This is a genomic window from Sphingomonas glaciei, from assembly GCF_023380025.1.
In the GTDB taxonomy this organism is placed as follows: Bacteria; Pseudomonadota; Alphaproteobacteria; order Sphingomonadales; family Sphingomonadaceae; genus Sphingomicrobium; species Sphingomicrobium glaciei.
Genome location: NZ_CP097253.1, coordinates 1580875 through 1600376, shown reverse-complemented (window position 1 = coordinate 1600376; position 19502 = coordinate 1580875). Strand labels below are relative to the sequence as shown.

Genomic DNA, 19502 nt, shown 5'->3' with positions numbered 1-19502 from the left:
CCACTCGAATGGCGTTGACACAAAAATGCTCTGGTGCATAGCATTTGGGCTGGAGGAACGACGTGGACCTTGGCCTGTACAGGAAGGTGATGGCGCGGGTGGTGGCGCCGCTCACCGTCGGCATCATCCTCAGCTCGCTCGACCGCGTCAACGTCAGCTTCGCGGCGCTCCACATGAACGAGGACATCGGCCTCGATCCCAAGGCCTATGGCTTTGGCGTCGGCATCTTCTTCGTCGGCTACCTGCTGTGCCAGCTGCCCAGCGCGGAAGTGCTCAAGCGGATCGGTCCGCGGCGGTGGATCGCCGGCAGCGTGATCGGCTGGGGCCTGGTCGCGACCGCGATGGCCGCGCTGCAGACGCCGACGCATTTCTACGTCCTCCGCTTCCTACTCGGTGTCTTCGAAAGCGGGTTCGCGCCGGGCGTCGTATGGTATGTCAGTCAGTGGTTGCCGCAACGCTACCGGGCGCGCGCTATCGCCGGGACGTTACTAGCCATCCCAATTTCGGTGATCATCGGCGGGCCTTTGTGCGGTGCGCTGATGAAGCTGGAGATCGGCGGCCTCGCCTCATGGCGTTTGATGTTCGCGGTGGAGGGCGGGATCACCGTGCTGGCCGGCATCGCCGCCCTATTCCTGTTCGTCGACCGCCCGGCCGATGCGCGCTGGCTGAGCCCGGACGAGCGCCGCGCCATCGACGAGGCGATCGCCGCCGACAGGGTCAGTACCGCGCGCACCAATGCCAGCCTGTCCGAGGCGCTGCGCGATCCGATCCTGTGGCTGGCGGCGGGGGTGTGGTTCGTTCTCATCACCGGCGCCAACGCGATCATCTTCTGGCTGCCGATCGCGATCAAATCGGTCGGTGTCGCCGATCCGTTGCAGGTCGGCGTGCTGAGCGCACTGCCGTGGATCGCGATCGGCACCGGCATGGTCGTCAACGCCCGCCATTCCGACCGCACTGGCGAGCGTTACGGCCACCTCGGCTGGCCGATGGTGGTGGCAGCCGCGGCGATGCTGACGGCGGCAGCGATCCTGTCGAACGGCCCGCTGGCGCTGCTGGCGCTGATCGTCGCCGGGTTCGGCCTCGGCGGGGCGCAGTCGGTGTTCTGGGCCATCCCCACCCGCTACGTCGGCGCCCGCAATCCCGGAGCGATCGCCGCGATCAACCTGTGCGGCAATCTCAGCAGCACGGTAATGCCCGTGCTGATCGGGTGGAGCGTGGCGACCACCGGCAGCGTCGCGGTTCCGGTATACGCCTTGTCGGCCATCACCATTGCCGGTGCCTTGCTGGTCCTGCCGCTGCGCCGCCAAGCACGCGCGCGGGAGGCAGTATAATGCTTGCCAGGGGTTTGCTTGCCGCCGCTGCGACCGTGTTCGTCGGCGCTGTCGGCGTAGCCCAGATCCGGCAGGAGCCTGATCGCTGGTGGAACCCAGGCGAAGGACGCATCTTTCCCGCCACGCTCGATTATCAGAACGAGAACGGCACGTTGCGGCTGCTGCTCGACGGCGGGCCGCTGAAGACCGAAGGCCACCCCTTCTTCACCGCCAGCGGCCCCAACGGACGCGCCTGCGTGACCTGCCACCAGCCGGCCGATGCGATGAGCCTGTCGGCCGAGTCCGCCCGTCGCCAGTGGGACCGCAACGGCGCCAGGGATCCGCTGTTCGCGGCGAGCGACGGGTCGAATTGCCCGAGCTTGCCGCAGGCCGAGCGCGCCTCGCACTCGCTGCTGATCGACCATGGGCTGATCCGCATCGCCCGCCACTGGCCCCCGCGCGACCTTGGCGGCAAGCCGATCAAGCCCGACTTCAGGATCGACGTCGTGCGCGATCCGTCGACCTGCAACACCGACCCGCGCTACGGCCTTACCTCGGCCACGCCGATGCTGTCGGTGTTCCGCCGCCCGCGCCCGGTCGCCAACTTCAAATATATCGAGGCGATGGGCTTCGCTTATGATCCCAAGGCGGGGATGCCGCTGCAGGTCGATCCGGAAACGGGCAAGCCGGTCAGCGGCAATCTGATGGCCGACGGGCGGGTGCCGACCCTGGCGGCGCAGATGCGCGACGCGGCGAGCGCCCACCTTGGTTTCCTGAAGCAGATGGACGCGCAGGACATTGCCCGCATCCTCGATTTCGAGCGGCGGCTGTATGTCGCGCAGCAGCAGGACCGGACGGGTGGCGCGGTCGATGCGGACGGCGCGATCGGCGGCCCGCGCACGCTTCAGGTGTCACAGCCCGGCCGGCTCGGCAGCGACGGCGGCGCGCCGGTGTGGAGCGAGTTCGAGGCATGGGAGAAAGTGCCCGAAGCGACCAAGGCGAAGTGGTCGCCGGAGGTCCGCAAGTTCCGCGAGTCCGTCGCGCGCGGGGCCCGGGTATTCCGCGAGAAGACCTTCTTGATCAGCGATACCGCCGGCATCAACTCGCCGATCGGGTTCGGTAATCCGGTCCGCAACAGCTGCGTCTTCTGCCACAACATGTCGTACATGGGGATGGACGTCGCGCCGGGGCAGGTCGACCTTGGCACCACCAACCAGCCGTTCGCCGATCCGGCGCCGCACCTGCCGCTGTTCCGGGTCACCTGCCTCGGCAAGCCGCATCCGCATTATGGGCGGACGATCCTGACCAGCGATCCCGGCTATGCGCTGACGACCGGGCGCTGCGCCGACGTTGGGCGGATCACGCTGCAGACGATGCGCGGGCTGTCTGCGCGGGCGCCCTATTTCTCCAACGGCAGTGCGCGCGACCTGCGCGGCGTGATCGATTATTACGAGCGGCGTTACACCATCGGCTATTCCGAGCAGGAGAAGCAAGATCTGGTGAACCTGATGCGGGCACTGTGATCAGGGGTGCATTCCTGTCGCTGCTCGCGTTCGCGCCGGCGGTCGAGGATAGCGTGAAACCGCTGCGCTTCGTCGCCTGCCCGGTTTATCGCGACACCGACAATGGGCGGAAGTCGGGCTGCTGGCTGACCTCCGACCCGGCGACGGGCGTGCGCTACGACGTGACTGCGGCGCCGACCAAGCCCGACTGGAACCATGCGATTCTGGTCGAAGGCAAATTGTCGGCGGATGCGACCGATCATTGCGGCGGCCGGGTGCTCGAGCCGGTGCGGGTGTCGGTGCTGGAAGGGGCCTGCACCCGCCACCTGCTGCCGGCCGAGGGCTACAAGGGCCGCCGCTTCGCCTTGCCCGAGCGCAACGTCCGCCCGCTCTACCAGGCGCGCAAGCAGCAGCAGAAGCCGTTCGTCGAGGGCCGGTTCACCATCCCGTTCGACTATCGCAGCAGCTTCATCAGCTACCAGATCAGCGACTATTATCTCGACGCGACGATCAACTACGCGCTCGACGTGCAGCCGGCGGTGATCGAGATCGCCGGGACCGCGCAGACAAGGCCGGCAATGGTGTCCGGAGTCCGGCTGGCCGAAGATGCCGCGTTGGCCCGCAGCAGGGCCGAGGTGGTGCGCAAGGCGCTGATCCTGCGCGGCATCCCGGCGCAACGGGTGCGGATCGTCGAGCGCCTGCCCGGCCCATTTGTCGCCGCCGCCTTCGACGGGCTGAACTCACCGGTCGATCGCCGCGTCGATATCAGGATCCGACCAGAGTAGGCCTCGACAGCGAGCGGGTCAGCACCGGATCGGGCGCGCAGACGTAGGATGCGGCCGCATTGGTGTTGCCCTTGCCGCGATAGCGTGCGGCGAGCGGATAGGGGCACAGGGTGCGGGTGAAGCGGGCCGCCGTGCCCTCCAGCTTGGTCGCGACAAGCGTTTCGGGGGCGCGGCCCTTCTCGACCCAATGGATCAGTGCCCACAGGGCGTCGCGCTGCGGATCGCCCGGCCAAGGCTGCTGGCCCGAGCCGCCGAACTGGTCGGCGCCGGGCCCGCGCGAGCAATGGTACATGCCGGGCACCATGAACAGCCGCAGGCCCTGGCTAAGGCGCGTCATCCCGCCCTGCTTGCGAGCGGCCGCGGCGACATAGTCGATGGTCGGACCGGCGTTGGTCGAGGGGTCGGCCCAGCCCTGATAGAGGATCGCCTTGCCGCCACGCTTGAGGAAGGGGGCGATGGCGACCTTGTCGGTGCGCAGTTCGGGCATGATGCGATTGGCCGCCGCGAGGTCGGCGGAGCGTTGGAAGCGATTCTCGTCCCACTTAGGGTCGTTGTAAACGCCATCGGCCCACATCGCGCGCAGCAGAGGCGAGGGCGGGCCGGGACGGGTGCGGACACCGGGCAGCAGCCCGCTGTCCATCGCCAGGCCACGCTCGTCTTTCATCGGCGCGATGATGGTGTCGAGCATCGCGAGCTTTGGAGCGGTGAGGCAGTCTTGGGTTTGCCCCGGCTTGCACAGTAGCGAGGCGGTGCGGAAGCGGCAGCTCATCGGGGTGCCGATGATCCCGTCGGCCACCCCGTCGCCGGCGTCGCAGGCGGCGGTCGCGCGGGCCTCGTAAAGGCTCCAGTCGGCATCGCTCAAGGCGGCGTGCGGTTGCTGCTTCTGAAGCAGCGAGAAGTACATCATCCGCACCGATTGCAGCGGCATGTAGGGCCCTGGCGCGCCGGCCAGCACGCCATCATAGTCGCCGGGATAATTCTGCATTTCCTTGAGCGCCTGGCGACCACCGCCCGAGCAGCCGGTGAAGTAGCTGCGGTCGGGCGCTTTGCCGTAGAGGTCGGCGATCAGCCCCTTGGCCGCGACCGCGGTGAGGTGGACCGCGCGGTGTTCGTAATCGACCCGCGCCTTGGCATTCGCCATCCACCGCGCCTCGCTCACCTTGTGTCCGTTGTCGGTGGTGACGGTGGCAAAGCCTTCGCCAATCCGCCGGCTCATGTCGCCGAAGTTGAACACGCCCGCGTCGCCGCCGACTCCGGCGCCGAGCATCCGCCCGTTCCACTTGTCGGGCAGCCACGCCTCGAAGCCGATATTGCCTTCGATCCGGCCCTGCACGCGGCAGAAGGGGACGGTCACCGGCTGGCTTCGGGCGTCGTCCACCTTCCACGTCGGCGCCGGCACCACCCGCTGCGCCGAGGTGATCACCACATTGCCGTCCCGCGCGCCGGCCAGCGCCGGGCAGGCACCCGCCGACGCGAGGAGCAGCAACAGGCTCATCAGAACTTCACGTTCGCGGTCAGCGCGTAAAGGCGCGGAACGGGGTTGGAAGCCTGCGGATCGTAGCCGCCGGTGGTGTCGACGAACGGCGGGTCCTCGTTCAGCAGGTTGCGGACGTCGAAGGTCAGGCCGATCCGCTCGTTGATGTCGTACCCGAGCAGCAGGTCGATCGTGTTGTAGGCGCTGATCCGCTGCCGCGGCGTGACCGTGGTGTTGTAATATCCGTTGAGGTGGTTCCAGGTCACACGGCCGCGCGCCCCGCCGAGCCGTGCGCCAATGTCGGCCTGGCTGCGGAACTTCTGGTTGAAGCCGATGGTGTTGCGCACGTCTACCAGACCGGAACCCGGCACCGCTTCGAACAGATAATCGGTGACATAGGTGCCTTGAACGCCCGCATCGAATTCGGCCGCGCCCAGCTTCCACTTGTAAGTGGCGGTGAAGTCGACGCCGCGCAGCTTCGTGGTGCCGAGGTTCTGGCGCCGGCCGTCGGCGATGAAGGTCACCAGGCTCTGGTTGATCGCGCTGTTGATCGGCAGGCCCGACCCAACCAGCGCCGCGACCTGCGCCGCGGTCGGATTGAACTGCACAAACTGGCTGTAGAGCGGGTTGGTCAGCAGGCCCGGGGTCCCGCGCAGGGCCTGGATCTGGTCGGTATAATCGATGTGGAAATAGTTGAGGGTCGCGACGAACCCGCGCAGTGCGCGCGGGGAAAGCTCGACACCGGCGGACCAGGTCTTGGCGGTCTCGGGCTTGAGGCCCGGATTGCCGCCGGCGATGCCGATGCCCTGCAGGTTGCCGTTGGGGCCGGGCAGCGTGTCGAAGTAGAGGCCCGCACCGCCCGCGACCGTTGACACTTCGGTGAAGGTCGGCGCACGGAAGGAGGTGCCGTAGGTCCCCTTCAGGACCACGCCACCGAACGGCTGGTAGGTCAGCCCGATCTTGGGATTGGTGGTGCTCCCGAAGTCGCTGTAATTCTCGTGCCGCAGCGCGAGGCTGAGGTTCAGCCGCTCGATCCCTGGCATGGCGTTGCCCGCGCCGACGACCGGCACGAACAATTCACCGAACACCGCGTCGACGTCGCGGCTGCCGGCATCGGCGACCCGCATCGGCGAGGCCGAACGTCCGCTCAGCAATTCGGTGAAGGTATATTCGTTGCGATGCTCGGCACCCACCGCAATGCGAACCCTGCCGCCGGGGATCTCGAACAGCGAGCCGTCAAGCTGCGCGTTGAAGACGCTGAGGCGGGTGCGGCCGGTGATGACGAAGAGGTTGTCGGTGATATTGGCGATGGTAGCCGGGTTGTTGGGCCCGCCGAAGACGTTGAACGCGGTCGCCGGATCGGTGCTGTTGAGGGCCGCCTGGAGCGCCCCGGCATTGACCCCGTTGCGGCGGCGATCGTCCACTTCCTCGGCACGGCCGAGCGCGAAATAACCGACCGCGCGGAAGTCGCCGAACGGCTTGAACTCGATCCCGGCCGAGCCGTTCCAGCTCTTGGCGTGATAGGGCCGCGAAATGGTGCCGATGCTGGGGAACAGCGAGGTGGCAACGGTCACGCAGCGGGTGCCGGCGGGCACCCCGACGCTGGCGGCGCACAGCCCGGGGGTGGAACCGGGAGGAGCGACATAGAAGGGGTTGGTGCTCGGCACCGTGGCATTGACGTTGGCGAGCAGCGGCAGGGTGCCGTTGCGCCGCGACCAGAAGCCGTCAACGAACAGGCGGAAGCCGCCGAAGTCGTGGCTGGCATTGCCGACGACGCTGTAGCGCTTCTGGTTGGGGATGACCGCCAGCGCGGGGTCGTAGAAGCAGCGGTTGGTGCCGAGGGTCAGAGCGCTGGCGTTGGCCGCGGTGACGCCGCCGGCCGGAATGGCATAGGCCACGCCGCCGCTGGTGATGGTGCCCGGCGCGCAATTGGCGACCCTCAGGTCACGTCCGCCGCGCGGGCGATTGTCGTTCTGGAAGAAGTCGAGCTCGCTTCCGAGCAGGGCATTGTTCTGGGAGTATTCGCCGGCGAGGGTGACGTAGCCGCCGTTCCAGCGCTGGCCGCCGAGCAGAGCGATCTGCTTTTCGCGATAGTCGCCGTCGGTCAGGCCGTAGCGGGCGCGCGCTTCGAGGCCCGAGAAATTGCGGCGCAGGATGAGGTTGACTACGCCCGCGACCGCGTCCGAACCGTAGATGGCGGACGAGCCGTCGGCGACGACCTCGACCCGGGCCAGCGCGATCGACGGGATGACCGAGGGATCGGTGAATTGCCCCTGCGTTCCCTGCGGCGGGAAGCGGCGGCCATCATAGAGCAGCAGGGTCGCGTTGGTCGACAGACCGCGCAGGTTGATGCCCGCGCCGCGGGTGGCGTTGGCGGCGCCGTTCTGCGCGCTTCCACCCGCGCGGTTGGCGCCGAGCGAGACGACCTGCGGCACGCGGCGCAGGACGTCGTTGGTGGAAATCACCGGCTCATCCTGGATCTTCTGCGCGTCGAGCGCGATGACCGCCGAACCGACCGGGGCGATGCCGCGGATGCGGCTGCCGGTGACGGTGATGGTGGTGTCGCCCGACCCGTCGGCGGCCGGCGTGGTGGGCTCGCCTCCCGGGGTGGTCGGCGGCTCGTCCGGGCCGGCGGGGGTGACCACCGGCTCGGCGGTCTGGGCCGAGGCCGGCACCGCCAGCAGGGACATGGCCATCGCGCCGAGCGCAGCGTGACCGAGCAGTCGGGGCAAGCGCCCCCCGTTGATTTGTTCGATCATCTTTTCCCTCCTCGAATGTCCCGGGGCCGGCGGATCGCGACCGGCCCCGGGACGTGTTTCAGTTCGCCTCCGCCCGGGCCGCGCGTGCCTTGGATTCGGCAAAGCGCGGTGCGAGCGACAAGAGGACGATGGCAGCAATCAGAATGGCGGCGCCGACCAGCTCGGCCGGCCGCGGGTGGGGCAGGCCCCACACCCAGGCGAGGATCAGCGATCCGCCGATGCCCGCGATCAGGCTCGCGGCGCGCTCCAGCGGCACGCAATAGGCGTTCTCCCGCGGGTCGAGCAGGATGATGATCGCGAATACCGAGATGATGGTCAGCGTGACGCCGATCGCCAGCAACGGCAGGATGACGGGGTCGGTCCAGACCTCGACGAAGCCCCAACTGAGCGCGCCCGACTGGCTGCCGAAGCCCGAAGCCGAGATGGCGGCGAGGATCGCCACCGACAGCGGCAGGGCGAACACCTTTTCCTCGACGAAATATTGCCGGACGGAGGCGGGGTCGCCGGTCTTCGAGACCTTGGTCATGACCGCGAGGCGGACGAAGTAGCCGACCGTATAGAGCACCACCGTCAGGATCGCGAGCGGCGGCAGATTGAAGCCGCCGCGGTCGCCGATGGTGATGATCAGCGCCACCAACACCATGAATAGGGCGATCCAGCTCCACCATCGCACCTTGCGACCAAAGGCGAGGTCGACCAGCGGCGCGATGATCAGGATGTCGCCGCGCATCAGCAGCTGGATGAAGGGGATGCTGACGCCCTGGAAGGTGAAGGACAGGGGCACGGTGAACAGCACCAGCGCGGTGCCCAGGCCCGACCACAGGGTATATTTGGTCGGAACCGGGATCCGCCGGCCGAGCAGCATCACGCCGTGTGCGTCCTTGTGCCAGCCAGAGAGCCAGATGAAGAGATAGGTGATGACCGTGCTGATGATCAGCGAGGCGGGCAGCGTTTCCAGCCCGGTCAGCGGGCGGCCGAGGCCGGGATGGGGCTGGCTGGTCACCAGCTTGGTCACGATGACGTTGGGCAGGTAGGCGCAGAGGTAGAGGAAGACGTAGGCCTCGAGCGGAAGGGCGCGGCCGGTCATGCGGCCTGCTCCAGCTCGACCATGTCTTGGCCGGTGCGATAGCGGGCGTTGAGCCCCGCCTCGCGGGTGATGGCGTCCATGTAGGCGACGACCTCGTGGTGTTCGGCGCTGCCCGGCTGGGCGAAGCGGGGGACGGCGTCGGTGCCGATGGTCAGCGGGAGGAAGCCGCTGCGGACGATCTTGCCCCCTTCGATCTCAAACCGGGCGACCATCGACAGGCGCGAGGCCGCCGGGAAATTGTACAGGCTGTCGAAGTCGGGCTCCCACTCCTCGGCGAGGACTCGGATCTCGTTGAAGCTCTTGGACGCGGCGTGGACCGGGTCCATCCTGAGGTCGGTCGCAAAGTTGCACAGCGAATAGAAGACCGGCGTGCCGTCGATCAGCTCGCAGCCCTTGAGGATGTGGGCGTGACCGCCGAGGATGGCGTCGGCCCCCGCCGCCACCGCCGCCCGGGCGACGTCACGCTGATAGTCGGCGATCACCGCGCGGACGAAGTGGATGCCCCAGTGGAGCGACACGAAGACCAGGTCGGCCTCGGCCTTGGCGGCGCGGATGTCGGCTTCCAAGGCGGCAAGGTCCTCGCGGTGGGGGAAGCTGTGGACCCGCGCGGGGGTGCCCGGCTGGTCGTGCTCGATCTGCTCGTACAAAGTGTGGGCCCGCATCGGCGCGCAGCCGGGGCGGCGCTCGTCCGCCCAATAGGAGTGCGGCAAGATGCTCGAATAAGCGAGGATGGCGATGCGGGTGCCGTCGCCCAGCGTGATCCGGACCGGGCGGCGCGCTTCGGCGATGTCGGCGCCGGCGCCGACGACCTGCAGCCCGGCCGCCTGGAGGTTGTCCCTGGTCTCGAAAAAGGCGTCGTTGCCCCAGTCGAGGACGTGGTTGCCGGCCATCGAGATGACGTCGAACCCGCCGCGGGCGAGGGCGGCGGCGCCGTCGGGGCGGGCGAGCACTGCGTGCCGGGCCTGGGGCAGGCGCGCGCCTTTAGTGGCGAAGCTGGTCTCGAGCTGGCCGAAGGTGACGTCGGCGGCCTTCAGCACGCTGCGAGTGGCGACATAGCTTTCATCATAATCGTCGCGATCGGGGGCGAGGTCGCCGGCGGCGAGCAGGACGTGGGTCACGCCGCGCGCTCGAAGCGCACCGGGACCGACAGGGCGCCGATCTCGGGAAAGCGGGTCTGGCGTGGCTCGCCGTCGAGCGCGAAGCCGGGCGCGGCCGCGAGCAGTTCCTCGAGCGCGACCGTCACCTCGAGCCTTGCGAGCGGCGCGCCGACGCACATGTGGGGGCCGCGACCAAAGGCGATCGAGTCGCGGATGTTGGGGCGGTCGATGCGGAATTCGTCGGGATCGGGGAAGACGTCAGCGTCGCGGTTGGCGGAGGCGTAGATCAGCGCAATCGGCGCGTCCTTGGGGATGGTCCGACCGCGAATGGTGACGTCGTGCAGCGGCGTGCGCGCGAAGCCGCGATAGGGTGTGTAGAGGCGCAGAAATTCCTCGACCGCGGCGGGCACCAGCGAGGGATCGGCGCGAAGCTGCGATTGCAACGAACGGTCGCGGCCGAGGTGGACGGCGATCGACCCGATCATCACGCTGGGGGCGATGATGCCGACCACCAGCACCTGGCGGATGGTGCCGACGATCATCTCGTCCGGCAGCGGCTCGCCATCGACCCGCGCGGCGAGGAGCGCACTGGTCGCATCCTCTTCGGGTGGCATCGGGTTGGCCCGGCGGTCGGCGATCACGCCGCGCGCCATGTCGTAGAGATAGAGGCTAGTCTCCTTGGTCGCCTCCACGTCGTTCGACTGGACCGCAATATTGTAGCGGCGCCCGGCCTCGGTCAGCTGTTCGACCGCGTCCGGGGCAAGGTTCATCCAGTGGGCGAAGGTGGCGATCGGCATCGGTGCCGAGAAGTCGGCCACGATGTCGCCGCCACCGCGTGTCATCATGGCGGCGAGCAGGCGGCGACTGGTTTCGCGGATCACGGGCTCCAGCCGCGCGGCCTGCTTTTCGCCCAGCAGCGGCGCGAGCGCGCGGCGGTAGGGCGTATGCTCGGGCGGATCGAGGTGGAGCGGAGGGCGGCGGCCGGTGAATGCGACCTTGGGGACGACATTCTGCTTCGAGGTGGTGAAGGTCCGCCAATCGGCGGCGGCGGCGGCGACATCGTCGTGCTTGGTCAGCGCCCAGAACCCGCCCCACGCCTCGCTATGGGCCACCGGGCAGTGCTGGCGCAGCCGCGCATAATCGACATGCGGGCTATCGAAAGTCTCGGCGACAAGCGGGTCAAAGTCATTCGACATAACAAATGGCTATCGTTCAATGAAAGCGCTTGCAAGCACTTTTGCAGCGGGCCCGGTTTTGCGCCAGAACGTCGCCATGGCGAACCGCAACCCCCGTCTCGACGATGTCGCCGCCATGGCCGGCGTGTCGGCCGCGACCGTGTCGCGCTTCCTCAACAACCCGTCGGTGGTCGCGGCGGCGACGGGCGTCCGCATCCGTGAGGCGATCGAGGCGACCGGCTATGTCCAGAACCTGGCGGCCGGAGCGCTGGCGACCAGCCGCAGCCGGATCATCGCCGCGCTGGTGCCCGACATCGCGCAGTCGATCTTCAACGACACGGTCGAAGCGATGATCGAGGAGCTGGCGAGCGACGGCAACAGCGTGATGCTGGCGCTGACCGGGGCCGACAATCGCGGCCTGACGCGCGAGATCAACATGGCGCTGGCGCGGCGGGTCGACGCCATCATTCTGACCGGGATTGTCTCCGAGCCCGAAACCCGCCAGCGCCTGCGCTCGGCCGGGATCACGGTTGTCGAGACCTGGGGGATGCCCGAGGACCCGATCGATATTGCGGTCGGCTTCTCGCACCGCGCGGTGGGGGAGGAGCTGGCGCGGTTCCTGCGCGCCCGGGGCTATCGCCGCCCGCATCTGGTGGTGCCGCGCTCGACCCGCGCGGAGCGGCGCGCGACGGGCTTTACTACCCGCTGGGTGCACGACGGTGGCCCCACGCCGACTCGAATGGAGGTCAATGTGCCGAGCCATTTCGGTCAGGGCCGGCTGTCCTTTCGCGCGCTCGCTGACCTGGCCGAGCAGCCCGACGTGGTAGTGTGCGGTTCGGACTGGATCGCGCAGGGGCTGATCGTCGAGGCGACCGCCGCCGGGGTCCGCGTGCCCGACCAGCTGGCGGTGGTCGGGTTCGGAAACCTGCGCATGGCCGGCGACATGCGGCCAACCATCACCTCGGTCGACGTCGACGGCGCGCGGATCGCGCGCGAGGTGCTACGCGCGCTTCGGGCTCGCGCGGCGGGGGAGCCGATCGAGCCGATGATCGATGTCGGCTTCCGGGTGATCGCCCGCGAAAGCGCCTAGCTGCAGCGGCGGTTGCGAAAGCAGGAGCGCAGCATCGGGGTCGGGCGGTAGGGCGTGAACACGCCGGGCGCGGGCGCCGACCAGCGGCCGGTAGCGACCCGCGCTTCGACCATCCGGATGGCGGCAAGGATGGCGGTCGGGGGCGCGGTGCAGTGGCCGGCCTTGTCGACAAACAGGCTGCGCACCCGCGCCGCGCCGGCCGCATCGGCATAAGCGCGTTGCATGGTGGGCGAGGTCAGGCCGTCGCCGACCGTCTGTAGCGCGACCAGTGGCACCAGCGGCCGCGCATTCGGCGCATAATGGGCGCGCATGTACGCGACCGCGGCCGGATTGGCGCGGACCCGTTCGCCGCGCTTGAGGGCCGCGAGATCGCGGTCGAGGTCCAGCCCGACCCGGCGGTACAGGGCCTCCACCAGCGGACGGCGGCCGGAGGCGGCAAGCTGCTGGCGATAGTCGACGCCGCCGTTCCACGAGAAAACGCCGCCCGCGCGCTGCTCCTGGTCGCTGCGCGGCAGGAACACGCCCCTCACGAACGAGCGGGCCATTTCGGCCGCCTGCACGTCATGGTCGCCGTCGGCGGGACGCGGCCGGTCGGGGCTGGTCCATGAAGGGATACCTGCGAGCACGCCGGCGAGCGCGACTCGTGCACGTCCGGCGGGGGTTTTCACCGCTTCGGCCAGCGCGGCATCGACCCGCCCGCCATTGGCGCGATCGTCCTTGATTCGGACCAGCTGGATTCCGGCGTCCGGAGCGACCAAAGTGCGAAAGGCATAGGCGCCATTCAGGGCCATGTTCATCATGCCGAGCGAACCGCCGATCGACGCGCACACCGCCAGCGCGCCGTCGATTCCGCTGCCCGGCTGCTCGGCCAGCGCGGTGGTGACGAGCCCGCCCATCGAGCTTCCCCAGGCGATCACCCGGCGCGGTTTGCCATATTGTGCAGCGAAGGCGGCGATGGTCCGGCGCTGCGCCGGCACCGCCTGCTCGACCGCCCAACCGCCGCTGCCGTAGTCGGAGGCGGCGATCGCATAGCCGGCATCGAGCAGCGCCTGGCGCTGTGCGGGGGAGCCGGGTTCGGGCTTGCCGGGGGCGGGCGAGTAGCCGCGGCTGTAGAGCAGCAGAGTGCCGTTCCAGCGCGGGGGCATGGCGGCCGCCCAGCGGGTGCGCTCGTCGAGGCTGTAGACGGCGGTGGGAGCAGCGGCCGATGCAGGCGCGGACTGCGCAGAAACGGCGGCGAGCGCCAGCCAGGACAACATCTTACGGACCTCCATCGGCTTTTCGCTTGCTTCTTTCGTAGCGCTGATGAAAGCCCTTGCAAGAATGTTTTCCGGTAAAGCAATCTCGGACGATATTGCGGCGCATATGGCAATGCCGGGCGACCGGATTCCGCGCTCCGCTATCCAAGCCGCGCGCCGTGCCCTTCTCGATGCCTATGGCGTGATGCTGGGCGCCACGGGCCTGAGCGAGGATGTGCTCCCCTATCGAGTATTGGCCGAGAGCGAAGTCGGCCCCGCGCGCCTGATCGGATCGCTGCGGACCAGCAGCGTATCGCGCGCCGCGCTGGCCAACGGCGCGCTGGCGCATGCGCTCGACTATGGTGACACCTTCGATGCGGGGCCGGCGCATCCCCACGCCGCGCTGGTCCCGGCGCTGCTGGCGCTCGCGTCCGAGCGACCTTCGGCGACCTTGGGCGAGTTGCTAGAAGCGCTGGCGCTGGGCGGCGATCTTGCCTGCCGGCTGTCGCTGGCGCCGGTCCGGCCATTCGAGGAGGGCGGCTGGTACCCTCCGCCGCTGGTCAACCTCATCGCCGGAGCCGCGGCCTGCGCGCGGTTCCTGGGCCTGGACGCCGACGGGATCCGCGCCGCCATGGGGTTGGCGATGGTGCAAGGGGCGTTTCCGGGCGAGATCAAATATGATGCGAGCTCGCCCATTCGCGGGGTGCGCGAAGCCTTTGCCGCGCGCGGCGCGGTTGATGCGGCATTGCTGGCCGCGAATGGTGCCCGGGCATTCGCCGAGCCGCTGGAGGGCCGTGCGGGCTTCTTCGCCGTTTATGGCGGCGGAGCTTCGGGCGAAGCGCTGCTGGAGAGGCTGGGCGAGCGCTTCTATGGCGAGGAAGTCAGCTTCAAACCCTGGCCGAGTTGCCGCGGGACGCACCCCTATATCGAGGCAGCGCTGCAGCTGCGCGGCACGGTCGCCTTGGCCGACATCGACCGGATCGAAGCGGAGACCGGGCCGATCCAGGCGATGCTGATGCGCCACGATCCCCAGCATGCCGGCGACGCCAAGTTCAGCATCCCCTTCACCGTCGCCACCGCGCTGCTCCACGGCGAAGTGACGCTGCTGAGCTTCACCCCCGAGCGCCTCGCCGACCCCGCGATTCGAGCGCTTGCGCACAAGGTCGGCGAACGGTGTAATCCTGCTTGGGGACGAGAGCAGGCAGCAGCGGGATCCTTGACCTTTCACCTTACCGGCGGCCGGACCGAAGCGGCGGAAATCGCCATCGCTGCGGGCGATCCGCGTCGGCCGCTGAGCGACAGTGACCTCGATGCCAAGTTTGCCCGATGTGCGGCCTTGGCGACCGAGCCCTGGTCGGCCACTCGTGCCCAGGCTTTCTGCTCGGCCATTCTCGACGGTTCACTGAGCACGCCGATTGCCGAATTGTTCGATTGACCGCCCGAAATATGATGTTTAGGTATATTGCATAACAGTTCTTGAGGAGGAACTATGGCTACCGCAGCGCTTGCGAGCGATCGCAGCTTTACCCGCCTGAATCCGGTCACCGGCGAGACCGCCACCACCGCTCCCGCGTTCGGGGTCGAGCAGGCCAATGCGGCCGTGGATGCCGCCGCCGCGGCTTTTCCCGAATGGTCGGTGCTGGGTCCCAATGCCCGCCGCGCCAAGCTCAACGCCGCCGCCGACGCGCTGGCCGGCAAGGCGGACCAATTCGTCGACGCGATGATGGGCGAGATCGGCGCGACCGAGGGCTGGGCGCGCTTCAACCTGATGCTGGCGGTCGGCATGGTCCGCGAGGCTGCGGCGTTGACCACCCAGATCGGCGGCGAAGTCATCCCGTCCGACAAGCCCGGCTGCATCGCCATGGCGCTGCGCGAGCCGGTCGGCGTGATGCTCGGCATCGCGCCATGGAATGCGCCGATCATCCTCGGCGTGCGCGCGGTCGCTGTGCCGCTGGCGTGCGGCAACACGGTGGTGTTCAAGGCCAGCGAGCAATGCCCGCGCACCCACAGCCTGATCGCCGAAGCCTTCAATGAAGCGCTGCCGGCCGGCGCGGTGTCGATCGTCACCAATGCGCCTGAAGATGCGGCCGAGATCGTCGGCGCGCTGATCGATCATCCCGAGGTCCGCCGGATCAACTTCACCGGCTCGACGGGGGTCGGCAAGATCATCGCCAAGCGCGCGGCGGAGCATCTGAAGCCGGTGCTGCTCGAGCTTGGCGGCAAGGCGCCGCTGATCGTCCTCGAGGACGCCGACCTTGACGAGGCGGTCAAGGCGGCGGCGTTCGGGGCGTTCATGAACCAGGGCCAGATCTGCATGTCGACCGAGCGGATCATCGTGGTCGACAGCGTCGCCGAAGCGTTCGTCGAGAAGTTTGGCGCCAAGGTGAAGACCATGGCGGTGGGCGATCCGCGCGAGGGCAAGACCCCATTGGGCGCGGTGGTCGATCGCAAGGCGGTCGATTGGTGCACTTCGCTGGTCGCGGACGCGGTTGCCGAGGGCGCGGTGCAGGTCACCGGCGGCGACTCTAATGGCGTGCTGATGCCTGCGCATGTGGTCGACAAGGTCACGTCCGAAATGAAGCTGTTCCGCCACGAAAGCTTCGGACCGGTGGTCGGGATCATCCGCGCCCGCGACGAGGCGCATGCGATCGAGCTTGCCAACGACACCGAATATGGACTGTCAGCAAGCGTCTTCACCCGCGACACCGCCCGCGGCCTCAAGGTCGCGCGGCAGATCAAGTCGGGCATCTGCCACATCAACGGGCCAACCGTGCACGACGAGGCGCAGATGCCGTTCGGCGGGGTCAAGGCCTCGGGCTACGGCCGCTTCGGCGGCAAGGCCGGGATCGACGCCTTCACAGAGCTGCGCTGGATCACGATCGAGACCCAGCCCGGCCATTATCCGATCTGACTTTTCTCCCCTCCCGCCTGCGGGAGGGGGCGGGGGTGGGCCTTCCTCTCCCCAGCAATATCGCCAGCGACATGCGGGCACCCACCCCCAGCCCCTCCCGCCAGCGGGAGGGGAGCGAAGGACAAGAAGATGAGCGAGACCAGCAGCAACGGCGTTGTCGCCTATGATGTCGTCGACCGGATCGCCTGGGTGCGGTTCAACCGGCCCGACAAGCGCAATGCGATGAGCCCGACGCTCAACCGCGACATGATGGAAGTGCTCGACCTCCTCGAGTTCCGCGACGACGTCGGCGTGCTGGTGCTCACGGGCGAAGGTCCGGCGTGGACTGCGGGCATGGATCTCAAGGAATATTTCCGCGAGACCGAGAAGGACGGCCTTGCCGGCACCCGCAAGGCGCAGCGCGAAAGCTATGGTTGGTGGCGGCGCCTGCGCTGGTACCAGAAGCCGACGATCGCAATGGTCAACGGCTGGTGCTTTGGCGGCGGCTATGGCCCGCTGTTCGCCTGCGATCTCGCCTTTGCCGCCGAGGAGGCCAAGTTCGGCCTGTCCGAGATCAATTGGGGAATCCTGCCCGGCGGCGGCGCGACCAAGGTGGCGCAGGAGCTGATGCCGTTCCGCAAGGCGATGTATCACGCGATGATGGGCGAGAATATCGACGGCAAGACGGCCGAAGCCTGGGGCCTGGTCAATGAAGCGCTGCCGCTGGCCCAGCTCAAGGATCGCGTGACCGAAGTCGCCGGCGTGCTGCTTGCGAAGAATCCGGTGGCGCTCAAGGCAACCAAGGACGCGATGAAGCGGGTCGGGCCGATGACCTACGACGAGGCCGAGGATTATCTCGTCCGCGCGCAGGAAGCGGCCAACAGCTATGACAACGAAGGCCGCAAGGAAGGCATTCGGCAGTTCATCGACGAGAAGAGCTACAAGCCCGGACTTGCGGCCTATGACAAGGATCGGGTCAAGGCCTGAGCGTTCGGCTGGAGAGCAGAGCGATGCCCGATCTTTCCCGCCTCATCACCCCGCGTTCGGTCGCGATCGTCGGGGCGTCGCCGACGCTTGGCGCGCTGGGCAATTCGGTGATGCGCAATCTCGTGCGGCATGGCTTTTCGGGTGACGTCCACCTGATCAATCCCAAGCGGGACGAGATCGACAGGCGCCCCTGCCTGCCCTCGATCGAGGCGCTGCCCGACGGTGTCGACGTCGCCATACTGGCGATCCCCGGCCCGGCGGTCCTTCCGGCGGTGCGGGCGCTGGCGGAGCGCAAGGCGGGCGGGGCGATCATCTTTTCCGCCGGCTTCGCCGAGGGCGGCGACGAGGGACTGGCCGCGCAGGCCGAAGTCGCGCGGATCGCTCGCGATCACGACATGATCGTGCTCGGCCCCAACTGCCTCGGGCTAGTCAATTATGCGGCGGGCGTGCCGCTGACCTTCATCGAAGCACCCGTGCTCGACAGCGCGGGCAAGCCGCAGGTGGCGATCGTCAGCCAGTCGGGTGCGATGGCGGTGGTGCTGGGCACCACGCTGATGGCCAAGGACCTCGGCCTCACCCTGTCGGTGTCGACCGGCAATGAGGCGGCATCAGGTGTCGAGGATTATGTCGAGCATCTGCTCGATGATCCGTCGACGCAGGCGATCGCCATGATCGTCGAGCAGTTCCGCCAGCCGCAGCGCTTCCTCGCGCTGGCGACAAAGGCACGAGCGATGGGCAAGCCGATCGTTTTGCTCCACCCCGGCACCTCCAGCGCGGCGCGGGAGAGCGCGGCGACCCACACCGGGGCGATGGCCGGCGACTGGCAGTTGATGAAGACCAAGGTAGAGCGGGCCGGCGCGATCCTGGTCGACAGCCTCGAGGCGCTCGGCGACGTGACCGAACTTGCGGTCCGCGCGGGCAAGGTCAGGGCAGGCGGCACCGCGGTGCTGACCGAGAGCGGGGCGTTCAAGGCGTTGACGCTCGACCTTGCCGAGCAGATCGGGCTCGACTTGCCGCAAATGGGCGGCGCGACCGCCCAGGCGCTGCGCGACGCGATCCCCGACTTCATTCCGGTTTCGAACCCGATGGACCTGACCGCGCAGGCGCTGGTCGATCCGGACTTATACCGCCGCACGCTTGTCCCGTTGCTCGCCGATGACGCCTACGCGGCGCTGGTGTTCGGGATCATCCAGACCGACCCCGCCACCGCCTCACGCAAATTCCCGCATATCACCGACGCGATCACCTCGCTGAAGCCCGACAAGCCGGTCGTCTTCGCTGGTCTCGACGAGGGTGCGGAGGTGCCGGCTGAGTATGTCACCGATCTGCGCGCGGCGGGCGTGACCTACTTCCCCTCGCCCGATCGCGCGTTCCGGGCGCTGCGTCACCTGACGAAGGCTGCGGCCCGATCCGACGCGCGTAGCCAGGCCGAGCCGATTGCGCTCGACGTGCCGTCCGGCGTGATCCCCGAATATCGCGCCAAGCAGCTCCTTGCGCCGATCGGCATTCCCTTTCCGCAAGGCGGCTTCGCTGCCTCGACCAAGGAAGCCAAGGCGATCGCCGCACGGGTCGGTTACCCGATCGCGCTCAAGGCGCAGTCCGCCGCCCTCAGTCACAAGAGCGATGCCGGCGGCGTGATCCTGTCGATCGTCGACGATGCCGGGCTCGAAGCGGCGTGGACCCGCTTGTACGGCAATGTCGCCAAGTACGACCGCTCCATCGCGCTCGACGGCGGGCAGGTCGAGGCGATGGGCCGACGCGGGGTCGAGCTGATCATCGGCGCGCGCAACGACGCCGACTGGGGTCCCGTCATCCTGGTCGGCTTTGGCGGGGTCACCGCCGAGTTGCTCCATGACGTGCGCCTCCTCCCGATCGACTTGCCGCGCGAAGCGATCCTCGCCAAACTTCGTGCGCTCAAGCAGGGACCATTGCTGGATGGCTATCGCGGTTCGCCCGCGCTCGATGTCGATGCCGTCGCAGCGCTGATCGAGAAACTCGGCCAAGTGCTCGCCGGCACGCCGTCGATCCGCGAGATCGATCTCAATCCGGTGATCGTCTATCCCGCAGGCGAAGGCGTGGTCGCCCTCGATGCGCTGATCCTCGCGGACTAG

General features: G+C 68.2%; 14 protein-coding genes. 8 read left to right on the top strand and 6 right to left on the bottom strand.

Annotated features, from left to right (window positions below; translation table 11 throughout):
• Positions 1-62 precede the first annotated feature (62 nt).
• Genes M1K48_RS07825 through M1K48_RS07815 form a run of 3 tightly spaced genes read left to right on the top strand, consistent with a single transcriptional unit; the run spans position 63 to position 3597 of the window.
• On the top strand, positions 63-1331 hold the full coding sequence (locus M1K48_RS07825) for an MFS transporter (RefSeq protein ID WP_249454130.1): 1269 nt from the start codon (positions 63-65) through the stop codon (positions 1329-1331).
• Positions 1331-2833: a hypothetical protein gene (locus M1K48_RS07820; protein ID WP_249454128.1), complete on the top strand. Its 1503-nt coding sequence runs from the start codon at positions 1331-1333 to the stop codon at positions 2831-2833. Before M1K48_RS07825 ends, M1K48_RS07820 begins: the two co-directional genes overlap by 1 nt.
• Positions 2830-3597 carry an OmpA family protein gene (locus tag M1K48_RS07815; RefSeq protein WP_249454126.1) on the top strand — a complete coding sequence of 256 codons (768 nt, stop codon included), beginning with the start codon at positions 2830-2832 and terminating at the stop codon, positions 3595-3597. Before M1K48_RS07820 ends, M1K48_RS07815 begins: the two co-directional genes overlap by 4 nt.
• Here the strand turns inward: M1K48_RS07815 and M1K48_RS07810 are convergent.
• The 5 genes from M1K48_RS07810 to M1K48_RS07790 are packed head-to-tail and all read right to left on the bottom strand — an operon-like array spanning position 3578 to position 11210.
• Positions 3578-5092, bottom strand: coding sequence for a tannase/feruloyl esterase family alpha/beta hydrolase (locus tag M1K48_RS07810; protein ID WP_249454124.1), 1515 nt, complete (start codon positions 5090-5092; stop codon positions 3578-3580). The two genes, M1K48_RS07815 and M1K48_RS07810, sit on opposite strands and share 20 nt — an antisense overlap.
• The gene (locus M1K48_RS07805) at positions 5092-7830 is read right to left on the bottom strand and encodes a TonB-dependent receptor domain-containing protein (RefSeq protein ID WP_249454123.1); all 2739 of its coding nucleotides are present in this window, start codon (positions 7828-7830) and stop codon (positions 5092-5094) included. The genes M1K48_RS07810 and M1K48_RS07805 overlap by 1 nt, the downstream gene beginning before the upstream one ends.
• Before the next feature lie 58 nt (positions 7831-7888).
• Positions 7889-8917: a hypothetical protein gene (locus tag M1K48_RS07800; RefSeq protein WP_249454121.1), complete on the bottom strand. Its 1029-nt coding sequence runs from the start codon at positions 8915-8917 to the stop codon at positions 7889-7891.
• Positions 8914-10035, bottom strand: coding sequence for a CapA family protein (locus tag M1K48_RS07795; protein WP_249454119.1), 1122 nt, complete (start codon positions 10033-10035; stop codon positions 8914-8916). Before M1K48_RS07795 ends, M1K48_RS07800 begins: the two co-directional genes overlap by 4 nt.
• Positions 10032-11210 carry a cytochrome P450 gene (locus M1K48_RS07790; RefSeq protein WP_249454117.1) on the bottom strand — a complete coding sequence of 393 codons (1179 nt, stop codon included), beginning with the start codon at positions 11208-11210 and terminating at the stop codon, positions 10032-10034. The genes M1K48_RS07795 and M1K48_RS07790 overlap by 4 nt, the downstream gene beginning before the upstream one ends.
• A 76-nt stretch (positions 11211-11286) precedes the next feature.
• On the opposite strand from M1K48_RS07790, the gene M1K48_RS07785 reads away from it, so the two are divergent.
• On the top strand, positions 11287-12279 hold the full coding sequence (locus tag M1K48_RS07785; RefSeq protein ID WP_249454115.1) for a LacI family DNA-binding transcriptional regulator: 993 nt from the start codon (positions 11287-11289) through the stop codon (positions 12277-12279).
• Here M1K48_RS07785 and M1K48_RS07780 read toward each other — a convergent pair.
• A complete protein-coding gene (locus M1K48_RS07780; RefSeq protein ID WP_249454113.1) occupies positions 12276-13535 on the bottom strand; it encodes an alpha/beta hydrolase family protein in 1260 nt (419 codons plus the stop codon). The genes M1K48_RS07785 and M1K48_RS07780 overlap by 4 nt on opposite strands.
• A 64-nt stretch (positions 13536-13599) precedes the next feature.
• Here M1K48_RS07780 and M1K48_RS07775 point away from each other — a divergent pair, with 64 nt between their 5' ends.
• The 4 genes from M1K48_RS07775 (at position 13600) to M1K48_RS07760 (ending at position 19502) form a co-directional block, all read left to right on the top strand.
• Positions 13600-14949: an MmgE/PrpD family protein gene (locus tag M1K48_RS07775; RefSeq protein ID WP_249454111.1), complete on the top strand. Its 1350-nt coding sequence runs from the start codon at positions 13600-13602 to the stop codon at positions 14947-14949.
• A 54-nt stretch (positions 14950-15003) separates the two neighbouring features.
• The gene (locus tag M1K48_RS07770; RefSeq protein WP_249454109.1) at positions 15004-16425 is read left to right on the top strand and encodes an aldehyde dehydrogenase; all 1422 of its coding nucleotides are present in this window, start codon (positions 15004-15006) and stop codon (positions 16423-16425) included.
• Between the two features lie 129 nt (positions 16426-16554).
• Entirely contained in the window at positions 16555-17391 is an 837-nt protein-coding gene (locus M1K48_RS07765; protein ID WP_249454107.1) for a p-hydroxycinnamoyl CoA hydratase/lyase, read from the top strand.
• A 23-nt stretch (positions 17392-17414) separates the two neighbouring features.
• Complete coding sequence (locus M1K48_RS07760; RefSeq protein WP_249454105.1) at positions 17415-19502, top strand: acetate--CoA ligase family protein; 2088 nt, start codon at positions 17415-17417, stop codon at positions 19500-19502.